A 15,553-nucleotide genomic window follows, 5' to 3' on the forward strand; every position below is an offset into this window, starting at 1 on the left:
GGGATTCAGCGGACGCTTACGCTGCCTTTTATATTTAGATTAGTTCTAATTGCTAAACACACCTAGACGATTAACGAATCAAACCTTGTGGCTGTAAAATAATAATCAGCGCACCTAGAATGACCACCACTCCACCCAGCAGATCCCAACGTGAAAGGCTGACCTGATCCACGAATCTCAGCCACATCAACGCTGAGAAAATATAAATTCCCCCATAGGCGGCATAAACACGCCCAGAAGCGGCTGGATGCAAAGTCAAAAGCCAGACGAACGCAGCTAAGGCTAATGCCGCCGGAACCCACAACCACTGACTCTTAGCCTGATTTAAAATCAGGTAAGGAAAATAACAGCCCAAAATTTCCATCAATGCCGTTAATAAAAACAGAAAAAACGTAGTTAAAAGCTTGCTAATCTGAATATCCATATATTTCTCTAAATCAGAAACTCTTTAAACCAAGAGTACATAAATTAAGGGTAAATAAAACAACAAAACCCGTGCGAACACGGGTCTGATGATGATCTATTCAATGATTAAGCTGGTTCAGCAGTCTGGTCTTCGAAGACTTCAAGTTTCAGACCGACAGACCTACCATTTTCTTTCTTCACAGAAACTGAAACGTTACCACCATTTTCGGCCAGTTCACCAAACAGGATCATTTCAGCCAATGGTTTTTTCAGATGTTCCTGAATCAGACGTTGCATTGGTCGAGCACCCATCAAGCGATCATAGCCATTTTCAGCCATCCACTCACGTGCGCTTTGATCCACCTCCAGCACCACTTTCTTCTCATCCAGTTGTGCTTGAAGTTCAGTCAGGAATTTATCCACGACATTTTCAATAATGGTATTCGGCAACGCCTTGAACTGAATCACGCCATCTAGACGGTTACGGAATTCTGGCGAGAACGCTTTCTTCATTGCTTCCTGGTTGTCATTACTGTTGTCCTGTTCCATGAAACCAATGCTGACACGAGAAATACTTTCCGCACCAATATTAGTCGTTAGAACCAGCACCACATTACGGAAATCGGACTTACGACCATTATTATCCGTTAATGAACCATGATCCATGATTTGTAATAGCAAGTTAAATACATCTGGATGGGCTTTTTCAATCTCATCCAGCAGCAATACACAGTGCGGATTTTTGTGAATTGCATCGGTCAACAAACCACCTTGGTCAAAACCAACATAGCCAGGAGGCGCACCGATCAGACGAGAGACTGCGTGACGTTCCATATATTCAGACATATCGAAACGTACCAGCTCTACACCCAAAATTTTCGCCAATTGCTTGGTAACTTCAGTTTTACCCACACCGGTAGGACCAGCGAAGACAAAACTACCGACTGGCTTATCTGGAGATTTCAAACCTGCACGAGACAGTTTGATCGCAGAAGCCAAAGCTTCAATTGCTTCATCCTGGCCGAAGACCACACGTTTCAGATCACGCTCAAGGTTCTCCAGTACAGACTTATCATCTTTAGAGACGGTTTTCGGTGGAATACGGGCAATCTTGGACACAATGTCTTCGATGTTTTCAACCGTAATCAGGCTGTCATCTTGCTCAGCTTTCAAACGTCGTTGTGCGCCGGCTTCATCAATCACGTCAATCGCTTTATCTGGCAAGAATCGGTCATTAATAAATTTCGCTGACAGCTCAACCGCAGAAACCAGTGCCTGATCGTCATACTGTACATGATGGAAATCTTCAAATTTAGATTTCAGGCCACGCAAGATATCAATCGTTTCTGTAATCGAAGGTTCATTCACATCTATTTTTTGGAACCGACGTGACAAGGCATGATCTTTTTCAAAGACCTGACGATATTCCTGGAATGTGGTTGAACCGATGCAACGTAAAGATCCGTTCGCTAATGCTGGTTTGATCAGGTTCGATGCATCCATAGTGCTGCCCATGCTTGAACCTGCACCGATGATCATATGAATTTCATCAATGAACAGCACTGCATCCGGTTTTTTCTTCAAGGCATTTAATAGTTGTTTTAAACGCTTTTCGAAATCACCACGGTATTTAGTTCCCGCCACCAGCGCACCGATATCTAGGCTATAGATTTCAGCATTTTCTAGCGGTTTTGGTGCCTTACCATTTACGATCAACCAAGCCAGACCTTCAGCAATCGACGTTTTACCCACGCCTGGATCACCGACCAGCAATGGGTTATTTTTACGGCGACGGCATAAAATTTGCGCTGCCCGCTCAATTTCTTTTTCACGGCCAATCAATGGATCTGTCTTGCCGCGTTGAGCTTCCAGATTCAAATTGGTCGTATACAGCTCTAGCGGACCAGAATTATTGGAAGAAGCCGATTCACCATCCAGCTCTTCAATTTCTTCTTCAGACTGTACTTCGTCTTTACGCGTACCATGAGAAAGGTACTGAGTTAAAGTCAGACGGTTAATCTGATGACGTTTAAGCAGATAAACCGCAAAAGAATCACGCTCAGAATACATCGCAACCAGAATATCGGCGCCTTCTACAGTACGATCACCGCCACTGGATTGAACATGGAAAATTGCACGTTGCAAAATCCGGTCAAAACTTTCTGTAGGATGAGGTGCCTGATCACTATTTTCACCGAGTTTAGGGGTATGTTGTTCTACATACTCTTCTAATTCTTTACGCAAAACGATAATATCTGCACCACATGCTTTTAAGGCATTCACGGCAGAATCATTGTCGAGTAAAGCTAATAATAAATGTTCTACGGTCAGGAACTCATGTCTCTTTTGACGAGCCATGCTGACAGCCAAACGTAGTGATACTTCTAATTGACGACTGAGCATGCAACCCCCTTAATCTTTCGGCTCAATCTGGCAAAGTAAAGGATGACCTTGAGATCGAGCGTAATTATTGACTTGGTTCGCTTTGGTTTCCGCAATGTCTCGAGGATAGACCCCAGCTACACCTTTTCCTTCATAATGTACAGTTAGCATTACTTGTGTAGCTTGGTCAAGATTCATTGCAAAGTATTGTTGTAAAATTTCAATTACAAACTCCATTGGAGTGTAGTCGTCATTCAATAACACCACTGCATACATCGGTGGACGCTTCAGTTCAGGAGGTGCAGTCTGGACTGCAAGGTCAGCGTCATCATCGTGAAAAGGCTCGTCTGTTAAACGCGGGCTAATATGCCAATCAACCATGCCGGACTCGTAAAAAGAATTTTTGATCTCACTTAAACATTTTGGACGTTTATTGCTTGGCATACGATTTCTATTTCACACTTAATTTGCATTTGCTTCAGTTTTTGGAATCTCTGACAGGACTGTTGACTGGCTTTCAACAGCTTTCCCTTGATCCCAGCTAAAACGGCGAATTACAGGCTTAGCACCTGAGAGACGCACTTCAATAAATTCTGGTTTAAAGCCTTTAGGCATGGTCCAGCGACCAGTCAAACGTTCGTAATTGTCGAAATTAAAGTTTTTATCTTCAAGCGGCACGACCAGAATTTCAGTGCCCTTAATCAAGCGCAGTTCCACTGTACCAGAGGCGCGATTTTTGCCCGGACTGACCTGAACCAGATCAATCTGGTATTCAAAGGCATTATCAGGTAAAGCTTTGATCCCCAGATGTTGAACTGTTAATGCTAAACCACCGCGTTGACGCAAAATCTCGCGGTAGATCGTACCAACGCTTTCAGCCTGCTCCTGGGCATCACGCGCCTTATTTGCTGCAAGATAAAGATCATTGGCATTACTAACGGCCAGATCACGTTCTTGTACCGCTGTATTCAGAGATTTATTCAGTGTTTCCAAACTGGTTTTCTGTTTTTGTACTACTTCAACCAGTTGTTCCGCATCCGCCTCAAAACCCACCGCAGTCAAACCTTGCCGATGCCCGACCGTATAGCCCAGCAAGCCACTACCCAGAATCAACACAGCAGCACCGATTACCAAAGGTGTATTGCCTTTCATCAATGGTTTCTTTGTAGAGGGTTCCTGGATCGTCATGTTTGACTCATTATTCGGCATTTTGATCTCTGTATACTTTGTTCAAGACACACATTTAAATCCAAATCTAAATGTGTGTGAAGTTCTAATACGTTTTTTATGGTAATAAACCAATATTATTCAAGCCTGCATTTTCTGCAAAGCCAAACATCAGATTCATGTTTTGTACTGCCTGACCAGCTGCACCTTTGACCAGATTGTCCTGGGCCACCAGAATCACCAGTTTGGTTGGTTGTGGCTTATACAGTGCGATACGCAACTGGTTAGCACCACGCACCGAACGGGTTTCTGGCGAACTGCCTGCTGGCATCACATCAACAAACTGTTCATTGGCATAGAATTGCTCGTACAGTGACTGCAAGTCAGCTTCCTGGCCTGCTTCAGTCAAGTCGATATAAATCGTTGATAACATGCCACGAATCATCGGCACCAGATGCGGCACAAACAGGATATGGTCAAATACGCCTTTTTGACCTGAAATGTTTTCCAATGCTTCTACGATTTCAGGATGGTGACGATGGCCTGCAACGCCATAAGCCTTAAAATTATCAGCATTTTCAGAATAGATCATGCCCAGGCTTGCTTTACGACCTGCACCTGATACGCCTGATTTCGCATCGATAATAATGCTTTCTGGTTTTACCAAGGCTTCGTTTGATTTCAATACGGGTGCCAGACCAAGCTGAACTGTCGTTGGATAACAGCCCGGATTACCAATCACACTCGCCTGTTTGATCTGTTCACGATTAAGTTCAGACAGACCATAAACAGAATCTTTTAATACTTCTGGGCAAGCATGTTCCATGCCATACCATTTTGCGAATTGTTCCAGATTTTGCAAACGGAAATCCGCTGCAAGGTCAATTACCTTGGTATTAGCTGCAATAAGTTCTTCAGCATGTTTCATGGCAACGCCATGTGGTGTCGCGAAAAATACCACATCACATGATTTTAAAAGATCAAGGCTAAGGTCAGAAAATTGAAGATCCGTATGTCCACGCAGACTCGGGAACATATCGTCAACACGACGGCCTGCTTCAGTACGTGATGTCAGTGCTTTAACTTCTACATTCGGATGTCGCAGTAATAGACGTAAAAGTTCAACGCCTGTATAACCTGTACCACCCACAATACCCACTGAAATCACGATGATTACCTCAAACTAGATGTTTCCTTTATGGGCTGTAGTATGACAGGAACTTGAGGTTTTCTAAACTGTTTCACTAGGGATTGATGGTTTTTTATTTACGCTTCTATTTTGAGTGTTTTTAAAAACTTTAAGAGAATTATATCTTTTGCTTAGGCTATTTAGAAGTAAGTAAATACTATCTTCGTTCCTCTAAAGATATTCTTAAGCTGCCCACCAATATGGCATGACAGTATTTTTCAGAATTTTGCGGTGAGTTAAATAGTTTGGATCATGCTTTGCCACTTCCGCCCAGAAACGAGGACTATGGTCAAAATGCCGGGTATGGGCTAATTCATGCACACATAAATAACGCACGATATTTTCAGGAAACAGAATGATGCCACTATTTAGCATGATGTCATGTTTGGCAGAACAACTGCCCCATCGTGTTTTCGGTTGGCGAACATTACAAATGTTAAATGATAATCCTGTTTCTTGGCTTACTTTGTCCAGATAAACAGGCAACTGTTCTTTAGCATAAGAAATGGCAAAGGCTTTTAAATAGGTTTCAGGATGACGGTCACTGATCGATAGCTGTAATAATTTAGCATCAAAAACAAAGTTCTGCTTTTGACTTTGATACACGATCTGGATTGGCTGAGCCTGATCGAAAAGCTGCAATTCTGCTGGTAAAGATCTATCAATACTTTGATTTTTTTCCTGCTGCAATTTCCATGTTTTCAGTAGCCAGCTTTCAGCTTGATCAATAAAATTCTGAATCTGTTTTTTGCTACAAAATACAGGTGCGGTTAAACGGATTTGATCACCTTCTACACGCAGTCTGAGACGTGTTGAGCGAACATTTCGAGTAATTTGAATTTCAGGTAGGTCGTTTAGGGTCATTTTTTATATTTAATCGTTATTTAAATCCTCCTCCTTGCGCAGCAGTGCTGCTCACCTTTTCAAAGGAGGGAGAAAGCCCCTCTTTTTTAAAGAGGGGTTTGGGGAGATTAGCTCTTCAATGAGTTAAAATTAAACCGCAGTACGTTCTTCAATGCCGTTATTGGTCGCAACAATCGCTATATCCGCCTTGTTGATCGCAAAAATACCGTTACATACGACGCCTGGAATGTCATTAATGGTTTTTTCCAGCTCAAGCGCATTCAGAATATTCAGGTTATGCACATCCAAAATAACATTTCCATTATCAGTCACTACACCTTCACGGTAAGCAGGATCACCACCTAATGCCACCAACTTACGTGCGACTGCTGAACGTGCCATTGGAATCACTTCAACAGGTAGTGGGAAATCACGACCCAACTGCTCTACCCATTTCGAATCATCCACGATACATACGAATTTTTTCGCAATCGACGCCACGATTTTTTCACGTGTAAGCGCAGCACCACCACCTTTGATCATGTGCATATGACGGTCAATTTCATCCGCACCATCGACATAAGCATCCAGACCGCCCACGCTATTCATATCGACAACTTCAATGCCTAATTTTTTAAGGCGTTGTGCAGTGGCTTCAGAACTTGCAACTGCTGCTTCCAATTGAAGTTCAGGCAAAAGTTCGATTAAGAAGTTAACAGTACTCCCAGTACCGACGCCTAAAATGCCCCCTTTTGGTAAGTGCTTTAACGCAGCTTTTGCTGCAGCTTGCTTTTTCTCATCTTGGGTTGCATATAGACTCATGACATCACTCAACTATTTTGGACTTTCGCAGTATTTTTAAACCGCAAAGCCGCGTGGTTTGTTACAATAAGTGCTTATTTTAAACTGTTAGATGGAAAATTAACATGCTGTCTCGTTTGGTTCGACAAATTTTACAAGCAACTGTTTACGATGTTGCAATCGAAACCCCACTCGAAGCAGCGCCACGAATTAGCGAGCGCTTAAATAATAACATTCGCTTTAAACGTGAAGATTTACAACCGGTTTTTTCATTCAAGCTACGCGGTGCCTATAACCGTATTAGTCAATTACCGAAATCACAACTCGAACGTGGCGTTATCACAGCTTCAGCAGGCAACCATGCCCAAGGCGTGGCGCTGTCAGGGAAAAAGCTGGGGATTCGCGCGATTATCGTAATGCCAAAAACCACCCCTGATATCAAGGTTCAGGCGGTAAAACGCTTAGGTGGCGAAGTCGTATTGCACGGTGATTCATTTGATGTTGCCAATAAATATGCGATTCAACGTGCCCAAGAAGATGGCATGACCTTTATTCCACCTTATGACGATGAACTGGTGATGGCCGGTCAAGGCACCATTGCCAATGAAATTTTGCGTCAATGGCGTGATGTAGAATATGTCTTCGTTGCTGTTGGTGGTGGTGGTCTGATTGCCGGTGTTGCAGCGTACTTGGGAGATGTTGCTCCGCATGTCAAAGTTATTCCTGTGGAATATGATGAATCCGCGTGCTTAAAAGCGGCCTTAGAAGCCAATGAACGTGTGATTCTTCCATCTGTCGGTTTATTTGCCGATGGTACTGCAGTGGCACAAATTGGTGAAAAACCTTTTGAGGTCATCCGCCTGCAAAAATCAGATAACTCTGGTCCAATTGTTGAACCTGATGTGGTACTGGTCAATACTGATGAAGTCTGTGCAGCAATTAAAGATACCTATGACGAATGCCGTAGTATTGTAGAACCATCTGGTGCAATGGCGTTGGCTGGTATCAAAAAATATGTAGCGGAACACGGCATTGAAGGCAAGAATATCGTATCGATTGTTTGCGGTGCGAACATGAACTTCGACCGTCTGCGCTATATTGCCGAACGCACCGAGCTGGGCGAACGCAAAGAGGCCATCTTTGCCGTAACTATTCCAGAAGAAAAAGGCTCATTCCTGAAATTCTGTCGTGCCCTTCAAGGCCGTAATATCACCGAGTTTAATTACCGCTCTAGTGATGCTTCTGCAGCTCAGGTTTTTGTCGGCATCAGCCTAAAAAATGGCGAAAAAGAACGTCAGGAAATCTATGAAAACCTGAAATTCGACTATGACGTTGATGATCTGTCTGATGATGAAGTCGCAAAACTGCATATTCGTTACCTGATTGGCGGTCATGCCGATATTGAAAATGAACGCCTGTTCCGCGTGGAATTCCCGGAACGTCCAGGTGCGTTATTGACTTTCCTTGAACGTCTAGGCCCAACTCATAACATCACCCTGTTCCACTACCGCAACCACGGCGCAGCTGAAGGTCGCGTACTGGTCGGCTTGGAAGCGGAAGATGCAAAACAGAATCCAGATGGTTTGATTGAGACATTGGAAAGCATCACTTATCCATATGAAGAAATCACCAATAACCTGGGTTATCAGCGTTTCTTGAAATAATCAGTTTAATATAAACCGCCTTTCGAGGCGGTTTTTTTATATCCGGCTGAAAGAAAATGTATGAAGTATTTATGTAAGGCCAGATAGCTGAAAACTATAAAAATCTTTAAGATACTTACTTAGATACGAACTGATTTGAAATAAAAAGATTTAGGGAAATATGCATGGCATTATTTGCAGTCATTGGGCTGGGCAGCTTCGGTGCAACAGTAGCGACTCAACTGATCAGCCTGAAACATGATGTGATTGGAATCGATCTCGATAAAAAATATGTGGAAAATATTTCTGATCAGCTCACCCATGCGGTCATTGCCGATGCAACCGATGAGCATGTCCTGGATGAGCTGGATATCCAGCGCTGTGAAGCAGTCGTAGTCGCGATTGGTGAAGATATTGAAGCCAGCATTCTGTGTGTACTGCATCTAAAAAATATGGGTGTAAAGAAAATTTGGGCCAAAGCCAAATCCAAAGCCCACCATATGATTTTGACTCATCTGAACGTCGAAAAAATTATTCACCCTGAAGAAGATATGGGCGTCCGTGTGGCACAATCACTCAGCTACCCGATGGTTAGCCGTTATATGTCACTTGAAGATGATCACTATATTGTCAAAATCGAGATTCATGTCGATCATCATGACACTCCTTTACACAAGTTAATGAGTCAGGTTCCCGAAATCAAAGTTCTCTTGCATAAACGTGGCACTGAAATACAACATATCGTAGATCTTGGACTATTACTTAAGGAAGGTGACATTCTGGTGGTCGAAGGATTGCTGAACCCTCTACGCCGTTTGTCCAAGCATTTTAAGGTCATATGAAAAGCTCAAATTTAAACCAGAACAGGATTGTCAATCTCAGTCCACCGAGTCTGCTGGCCTTAGGTTTTCTCGGGCTGATTTTTATTGGTTCTTTATTACTGATGCTGCCCTTTGCCCATCAAACTGAAATCAGCTGGTTAGAAGCGATTTTTACAGCAACTTCTGCAGTGACGATTACCGGGCTATCTGTGGTCAATGTTGGTGAAGCTTATACACCTTTTGGGCAGGTCGTGATTATGTTCCTGCTGCAATGTGGTGGCCTCGGCTTTATGACCTTTGCCATACTCGCTTTCATGAGCCTGTCGCCTAAACTTGGCTTAAGACAGCAAGTGATGGCACAGGAATCTATTGGCCAGACCAGTTTAAAGAAAGTCAGTTTTACCATTAAAGCGGTATTCCTATATTCCCTGTTTTTTGAAGCGATTGGCACCCTGATTTTAACCTTGACGTGGCTAGAAGATTATCCTTTTGGTGAAGCACTGTTTTACGCAGCTTTCTATAGTGTTTCTGCGTTTAATAATGGCGGGTTTTCTCTTTTCCCCAATAGCTTAATGAGCTTTTCCGGCCAGTATTTCGTGACCTTCACGATCAGCATGCTCTATATCATTGGCGGGATCGGTTTTCTGGTTCTGATGGATGTAAAACAGAATAAAAGCTGGCGCAAGCTCAGTCCGAATAGCAAACTGATTCTGACTACCATTATGGGTCTTAACCTGAGTGCTTTTATTGTACTCTGGCTATTAGAAGCCTCTAATCCACAAACATTAGCGCTGATGAGCGTAGGTGATCAGGCGCTCAACGCCTGGTTTCATGCCACAGTTCCCCGCTCCTCGGGTTTTTATAGTCTGCCCATGGACCAGATGAGCGATGCCTCTAGTCTAGTCACCATTTTTTTAATGTTTATTGGTGGCGGCTCATTAAGTACGGCAGGCGGAATTAAAGTCGGCACCTTTATTATTGTGGTGATCAGCGTAATCAGTTTTCTACGCCGTGAAGATGAAATCCGCTTGTTCAACCATTCTATTTCTGAGAAAACTACTTTTAAAGCCTTAGCGGTTGTGTGTATTACTGCAGGTCTGGTCATGACCGGTTTTATGAGTTTACTTATTCTAGAACCCGATCATGATTTTTTAGATTTGCTGTTTGAGGCGGTTTCTGCTGCTTGTACGGTTGGATTAACGCGTGGTGTTACTGGAGAATTGCAGCCAGCGAGTTTAATCATTCTGATGCTAATGATGTATGCGGGTCGTCTAGGACCTTTGACCCTTGCTTATTTAATTGCAACACCGAAAAAGAGCCGTCTTAAACATCCGCCTTCAGAAATTCAGATTGGTTAAGATTTAAATGAATACGCATAAGCAAAAAACCACGCCTAAGCGTGGTTTTTTACATGAAACAGATTAGTACCAGTTCATTAATGACACACCCAGACCCACATAGGTCGCACGGTGATTGTAATCAATCAGACTTTCACCATAACCATCAAAGAGTTGGAATTGACCGCGTAGACGCCCACTGATCGGAAATGACCAGTCGAACTGGACTGCACCACGATTATCATCACCACCCTTAAGTGTATGACGTAACATTAAGGAGAAATCGTGGGCATTATGACGATAAAATGCAGTTAAATCCCCACGCCCGATATAGTTTTTAATCTCGGGATTATTGTCATCTGCACGATCTTCTTCAATACGATACCAAGGACGCAGCATCATGGCGAAGTTGTCTTTTTCAAAACCGAGATTCAGCATTACCCGGTTCCAGCTACGAGATAATGGATCGGAACGGCCATTTGATTGATGATTCAGGGTTAGTCCCAGCATACGCCAGTTCAAACCAAGCAGATCATAATTAGTACGGAAGATCAGGCTGGCTTCAGGCTCATAATTGGTTTCACGAAATGGTCGGGACTCTTCCGAGTTATACACCTGCCAACGTGAAGACTGGGTATAGCCCAGCCAGAGATCCCCATTATCACCCAGAATATTTTCAACCGCCTTGGTTTTTAAAGATAACTGGAATTTCCCCTCAATCGAGGTCAAATTCTGGTCTTCTTCAACGGTGTTATTTGGGTTTTCACTTTGCGGAAACTCGTTTTTCTTGGAAGTCCAGAATCCTGGCATCAGATAAATCGGCTGATAGGAACGGATATTCCAGGTACCCAGTTTACTTTCCGGCGACAGTTCCCAACGACTATCCAGCAAAGATAAAGCCGGAGTCAGCTTTGATCCTTCTGAAGCATAGATATTGGAAACGGTCTGTTCAATTTTCGCTTTGAGGTTATCGGGTTCGGGCGCAATTTCTATGGCTGCACGCCGTTCAGAAACAATCTCAGGCTTACTATCGGCCGGTATTTTAAATACCGCATCATAACAGGCCAAGCGTTCTGAATTGGTTTCAACCGCAGAGCAAGCCTCCGCCGTTGCCGGCATCGGACTACTCGCTACAGTTTTATCTTCCGCATTAACTTGCGTCCCAACTACACAGCCAAGCAAAACGCCCAGCTGCAAAGTTGAGCGCTTAATAGAATTAAGCGCCATCCTCTATCCTCATTGTTTTTATTTATTGAACTTGCTGAATTGTAAAGCCGAGTTGTTCTAAAGTTTCTCGTTTGGCAAATGGCGCAACCACCGCTTTTGAAGCTTGCTGTTCAACCAGATAAGTCTGTGCAACACGTTTCAAGTCATCTAAAGTGACATGCAACAAACGTTCCCGAAGCTGTTTACGGAATGCTGGCGTACGTTGATGCAGGTAGGCATAACAGGCAGTAATCGCTTCACCTGCTGGTGAGCCTGGTTTGTCCATACTGGCGATTAAACCTAAGATGGCTTCTTCCAGCTGATGCGGTTGTTGAGGTGCGTTCAGCAACCATTGGATACTTGCATCAAAGTCTTGGAAAGTCTCTGCCAAGCGTGGATCGCGGTAACTATAGAAGCGGAATGAACATGCATTGCCGTCATAGCTTGTGCCACCACCATAAGCACCGCCTTTTTCACGGATTGCGCTATGCAGATAACCATTACGCAAGTAGCCTGCCAATACCATCAAGGCAGCAGCATCAGGATGTGAAACTTCTACCGCAGGATAAGCTGCTGCACAGAACTGCACATTGGTCTGAATCAACCAGGCTTCATCATTGCTATGATTAACTTTTTCAACCTGAGTCAATTCTGCAGGTGCAGTATTCACTTCCAGCTTATCCCAGACATTTTGAATTTCTTCAATCAGACGCTCAGACTGCTGTTCTTCACACACCAACAGGAATTGTTTTGGTGCTTGCAGCAAGACTGCATGAATGCGTTTTAATTCATCAATCATGGCGTCATAAGCTGCTGGCTCTTTTTCAGCCTGATTGACCAAGTTAATCAGCCAGTTCAAAGCACCCAGACCGGTATTATGATAATCACGCAAGGCTAGAGCGCTATGCTGACGTGATGCCACTTGCATCGCATAGCTATGACCCGAACCGGAAATACGTGATTGCCAGCGAGTTTTACGCTGTTGTAATAACTCAATAATACGACCTTTTTCATCAAAGCGTAGCTGCTCAAAACCGATCTTTAACAGACGGATCGCATCTAGATGGCTGGCCAAAGATTTAGTCGTTAAAGTTAACCACGCACTGATCTTGTTTTTGTCATCCACTTTAGAACGCAATGAAGCGCCCATGCCCAGACCACCGCTGACTGCTGTTTGCAGTTGCTGGAATTGCAGGTAATCATATTCACCCGCACCAACTTCACCCATTAAAATAGACAACAGGTTGAAATACGGTGATTGCACCACTTTATCTGGAATTTTCACCAATACCTGTTGGTAATAAATCCCATTAGTACCTGCATGATAAAGATTCAACGGCGTATCTACGCGGTTACAGATAATCTCACGCAACTGGCCTTGAACAATCTGCAATTCCGCAGGCACATCTTCCAGACCAACTTTAGGTAACAGATTTAAATCGTCTGGGGTATCTTGGCGGATCTTTAATGCTTCAGTTTGGGCATTGATCTCTGCTTTTTGCTCTTCAGTTAAAGCTTTACCAATTTCAGCCAGACGTGCTTTTTCTTCTTCAGCTTCCTTGGTAGATTTGCTTGCATCTGGAACTAAAGTCAGTTGAACACGGTGCGGGTTATCTAAAAGATGATCTTTAATCAGATTTGATAACCACATTGGATCCTGTAGCTCTTCTTTTACTGAAGCAATTGCAGAATCTACATCCCAGACTTCTACCGGATCACGATGGTGAATTGCACTGCTTAAACCACTCAAGATCAGGCTTAGACCATACGGTGTACCATCGCCATTGATTTCACGCTGATGCAGCTCAATCTGATGCAGGATTGCATCCACTGCCTGTTGATCAACAGGTTTAGAGGCAACATCTTCCAGGACTTTGAAAACTCCGTTTTTGAATTCTTCAGCATGTTCAGGATTTGAACCTTGAACCGCACAGTAGAAAGTCATTTCAAAGTTGGAATCATCTACGCCCATGAATGGACCAGTTGACTGTGCATAACCACAGGTTTCCAAGTAATGACGTAGTGGAGATGCTGAATCTTCCAGCAAAATCCCTTCTACTAGACGCAAACCCAAACGTAGCTTGATATCACTCGCTTCCGGCAATAACCATGACAATACGTGATAAGTCTTGTCCTTCAGATCTTCGCCATCCACTGCATAGGTTTCTGTCACATTCAGAGGTGCAGTTAGACGGGTTTCTGGTGTTGAATAAAGTGTTTCACCTTTTTCAAATTTAGACAGCGCCAGATTTTCAAACTGTTCCTGTAACTCAGCAGCAGATTTATTACCAAAGGTCATAAATACAGCATTACTTGGGTGATAATGCGTTTTATAGAAGTTCACCAGCTCTTCATAAGTCAGATCTGGAATATCTTTAGGATCGCCGCCTGAGTTGTAGTGATAGGTAGTATCCGGGAATAGATGATGCGCCAAAGTATGATAAAGCTGATCTGAAGGTGAGCTCATTGCCCCTTTCATTTCATTAAATACCACGCCTTTGTACACTGGCTCGCCATTTTCCAGTTCAATACGGATGCCTTCCTGAGCAAAATCCAACGGATTCAGGTTCGCAGCGAAAGCCGCATCCATATAAACTTCTAATAAGTTCTGGAAGTCTTTATCGTTTTGAGTTGCGAATGGATAAGCCGTCCAGTCTGCCGCTGTAAAGGCATTCATAAAAGTATTAAGCGAACGGCGAATCATCAAGAAGAACGGATCACGTACCGGGAATTTTTCTGAACCGCACAGTGCAGTATGTTCCAGAATGTGCGCTTCACCTTTTGAATCCATTGGCTGAGTGCGAAACGCAACCAGAAAAACATTTTCATCATGATTGGTCGCCAGATGATAATGAGTGGCGCCAGTCACTTTATGCTTATATTCAGACACTAAAATGTCTAAAGCTTCAACATGTTGTTGACGTACCAACTGAAACGCAGGATGTACAGTTTGAGAAATGGTTTCAGTGACATCTACAGTCATGCGATCTCCTAATGCTTAAATTAAAAAATTATTATTCGCATTATAGCTGTAGTTGTTTGAATTATTCACGCAGAAAACCGAGGATTTTGATCGAATTAAGTAAACCTGATCATCTGATTTTTAAATGATCAGGTTTGGCAATGATCTCTAGATCATATACTTGAAATAGTTATAACTCGGGTGGTTTTCAACAAAGACGTAGTTCTGTTTCTGATAGAAACTGGCTGCCAGTTTGGTATCGGTCTGTAAACAAAGTGCTGAATAAAATGGGCGTGCCAACTGCTCCAGATAAGCCAGAAGCTGTTTACCTACACCATGTTGGCGATATTTTGGATGCACATAGAAACGACGTACCCGTCCAATCCGTTCTTCAATGCCGTTATCACCCCATTGCTGGTTTAATCCGCCACAGGCAATCAGTTTATTACCATCATAGGCACAGGCCAGAAATTCATTAGTTTGACTGAAACAGTTTTTTCCAGTGCGGTATTCTTCAATTAACTTATCAATCAGGTCATAACCTTCTTTACGCGCCAGTGTCGCTAAAGTGTCAATCTGATCAGGGAGTTGCTCGGCTGTTACAATCTTAATATCCATATACCCACACTGTTTTAGATGATTGTTCAAATGTCGCACCAGTATAACTGCTTGGTACTCTAATCTTATAAATAAAATCCAACCTTTAAATCAATGCCTGTACTCTCCACCGTTTAAAAATAAACCAATTCTTAGACCAAAGATTCAAGCTGAATAAGTTAGAGTATTTTTTAAAGTAT

At 43.1% G+C, this 15,553-nt stretch carries 13 protein-coding genes; 3 read left to right on the forward strand and 10 right to left on the reverse strand.

What is annotated here, in order from left to right:
- Positions 1–70: 70 nt before the first annotated feature.
- The 7 genes from B3143_RS08730 to rpiA all read right to left on the reverse strand — a co-directional run bounded on the left by B3143_RS08730 (position 71) and on the right by rpiA (position 6,808).
- Positions 71–424, reverse strand: a complete 354-nt coding sequence (locus tag B3143_RS08730) for a YnfA family protein (protein ID WP_004786008.1) — start codon at positions 422–424, stop codon at positions 71–73.
- Between the two features lie 107 nt (positions 425–531).
- The gene (clpA, locus tag B3143_RS08735; protein ID WP_004786010.1) at positions 532–2,808 is read right to left on the reverse strand and encodes an ATP-dependent Clp protease ATP-binding subunit ClpA; all 2,277 of its coding nucleotides are present in this window, start codon (positions 2,806–2,808) and stop codon (positions 532–534) included.
- 9 nt (positions 2,809–2,817) lie between these two features.
- Entirely contained in the window at positions 2,818–3,231 is a 414-nt protein-coding gene (gene clpS / locus B3143_RS08740) for an ATP-dependent Clp protease adapter ClpS (RefSeq protein ID WP_034170359.1), read from the reverse strand.
- An 18-nt stretch (positions 3,232–3,249) separates the two neighbouring features.
- Entirely contained in the window at positions 3,250–3,996 is a 747-nt protein-coding gene (locus tag B3143_RS08745) for a DUF6776 family protein (protein ID WP_004786014.1), read from the reverse strand.
- Between the two features lie 76 nt (positions 3,997–4,072).
- Positions 4,073–5,128 (reverse strand): N-acetyl-gamma-glutamyl-phosphate reductase, encoded by a 1,056-nt coding sequence (argC, locus tag B3143_RS08750; RefSeq protein ID WP_171064832.1) that lies wholly within the window; start codon positions 5,126–5,128, stop codon positions 4,073–4,075.
- Positions 5,129–5,326: 198 nt separating this feature from the next.
- On the reverse strand, positions 5,327–6,007 hold the full coding sequence (locus B3143_RS08755) for a M48 family metallopeptidase (RefSeq protein WP_004786018.1): 681 nt from the start codon (positions 6,005–6,007) through the stop codon (positions 5,327–5,329).
- Positions 6,008–6,136: 129 nt separating this feature from the next.
- Complete coding sequence (gene rpiA / locus B3143_RS08760; protein ID WP_004786020.1) at positions 6,137–6,808, reverse strand: ribose-5-phosphate isomerase RpiA; 672 nt, start codon at positions 6,806–6,808, stop codon at positions 6,137–6,139.
- 104 nt (positions 6,809–6,912) lie between these two features.
- Between rpiA and ilvA the strand changes: the two genes are divergently transcribed.
- The 3 genes from ilvA to B3143_RS08775 all read left to right on the forward strand — a co-directional run bounded on the left by ilvA (position 6,913) and on the right by B3143_RS08775 (position 10,609).
- Positions 6,913–8,451 carry a threonine ammonia-lyase, biosynthetic gene (gene ilvA / locus B3143_RS08765; protein ID WP_104426159.1) on the forward strand — a complete coding sequence of 513 codons (1,539 nt, stop codon included), beginning with the start codon at positions 6,913–6,915 and terminating at the stop codon, positions 8,449–8,451.
- A gap of 164 nt (positions 8,452–8,615) precedes the next feature.
- A complete protein-coding gene (locus B3143_RS08770; RefSeq protein ID WP_004786024.1) occupies positions 8,616–9,272 on the forward strand; it encodes a potassium channel family protein in 657 nt (218 codons plus the stop codon).
- On the forward strand, positions 9,269–10,609 hold the full coding sequence (locus B3143_RS08775; protein ID WP_286740111.1) for a TrkH family potassium uptake protein: 1,341 nt from the start codon (positions 9,269–9,271) through the stop codon (positions 10,607–10,609). The genes B3143_RS08770 and B3143_RS08775 overlap by 4 nt, the downstream gene beginning before the upstream one ends.
- A gap of 63 nt (positions 10,610–10,672) precedes the next feature.
- Here B3143_RS08775 and B3143_RS08780 read toward each other — a convergent pair whose 3' ends face one another.
- The 3 genes from B3143_RS08780 to B3143_RS08790 form a co-directional block, all read right to left on the reverse strand.
- A complete protein-coding gene (locus B3143_RS08780) occupies positions 10,673–11,815 on the reverse strand; it encodes a phospholipase A (RefSeq protein ID WP_286740113.1) in 1,143 nt (380 codons plus the stop codon).
- A 22-nt stretch (positions 11,816–11,837) separates the two neighbouring features.
- Positions 11,838–14,777, reverse strand: a complete 2,940-nt coding sequence (locus tag B3143_RS08785; protein ID WP_004786030.1) for an insulinase family protein — start codon at positions 14,775–14,777, stop codon at positions 11,838–11,840.
- A gap of 147 nt (positions 14,778–14,924) precedes the next feature.
- Entirely contained in the window at positions 14,925–15,374 is a 450-nt protein-coding gene (locus B3143_RS08790; protein ID WP_004786033.1) for a GNAT family N-acetyltransferase, read from the reverse strand.
- Between the last annotated feature and the right edge of the window lie 179 nt (positions 15,375–15,553).

This window comes from Acinetobacter sp. UBA1496, assembly GCF_002324975.1.
Taxonomy (GTDB): domain Bacteria; phylum Pseudomonadota; class Gammaproteobacteria; order Pseudomonadales; family Moraxellaceae; genus Acinetobacter; species Acinetobacter variabilis.

Excerpts from the sequence above, each read along its gene's own strand:
- B3143_RS08730 (WP_004786008.1), bottom strand. The coding sequence starts at position 424 with ATGGATATTCAGATTAGCAAGCTTTTAACTACGTTTTTTCTGTTTTTA.
- clpA (WP_004786010.1), bottom strand. The coding sequence starts at position 2,808 with ATGCTCAGTCGTCAATTAGAAGTATCACTACGTTTGGCTGTCAGCATG.
- clpS (WP_034170359.1), bottom strand. The coding sequence starts at position 3,231 with ATGCCAAGCAATAAACGTCCAAAATGTTTAAGTGAGATCAAAAATTCT.
- B3143_RS08745 (WP_004786014.1), bottom strand. The coding sequence starts at position 3,996 with ATGCCGAATAATGAGTCAAACATGACGATCCAGGAACCCTCTACAAAG.
- B3143_RS08755 (WP_004786018.1), bottom strand. The coding sequence starts at position 6,007 with ATGACCCTAAACGACCTACCTGAAATTCAAATTACTCGAAATGTTCGC.
- rpiA (WP_004786020.1), bottom strand. The coding sequence starts at position 6,808 with ATGAGTCTATATGCAACCCAAGATGAGAAAAAGCAAGCTGCAGCAAAA.
- ilvA (WP_104426159.1), top strand. The coding sequence starts at position 6,913 with ATGCTGTCTCGTTTGGTTCGACAAATTTTACAAGCAACTGTTTACGAT.
- B3143_RS08770 (WP_004786024.1), top strand. The coding sequence starts at position 8,616 with ATGGCATTATTTGCAGTCATTGGGCTGGGCAGCTTCGGTGCAACAGTA.
- B3143_RS08775 (WP_286740111.1), top strand. The coding sequence starts at position 9,269 with ATGAAAAGCTCAAATTTAAACCAGAACAGGATTGTCAATCTCAGTCCA.
- B3143_RS08780 (WP_286740113.1), bottom strand. The coding sequence starts at position 11,815 with ATGGCGCTTAATTCTATTAAGCGCTCAACTTTGCAGCTGGGCGTTTTG.
- B3143_RS08785 (WP_004786030.1), bottom strand. The coding sequence starts at position 14,777 with ATGACTGTAGATGTCACTGAAACCATTTCTCAAACTGTACATCCTGCG.
- B3143_RS08790 (WP_004786033.1), bottom strand. The coding sequence starts at position 15,374 with ATGGATATTAAGATTGTAACAGCCGAGCAACTCCCTGATCAGATTGAC.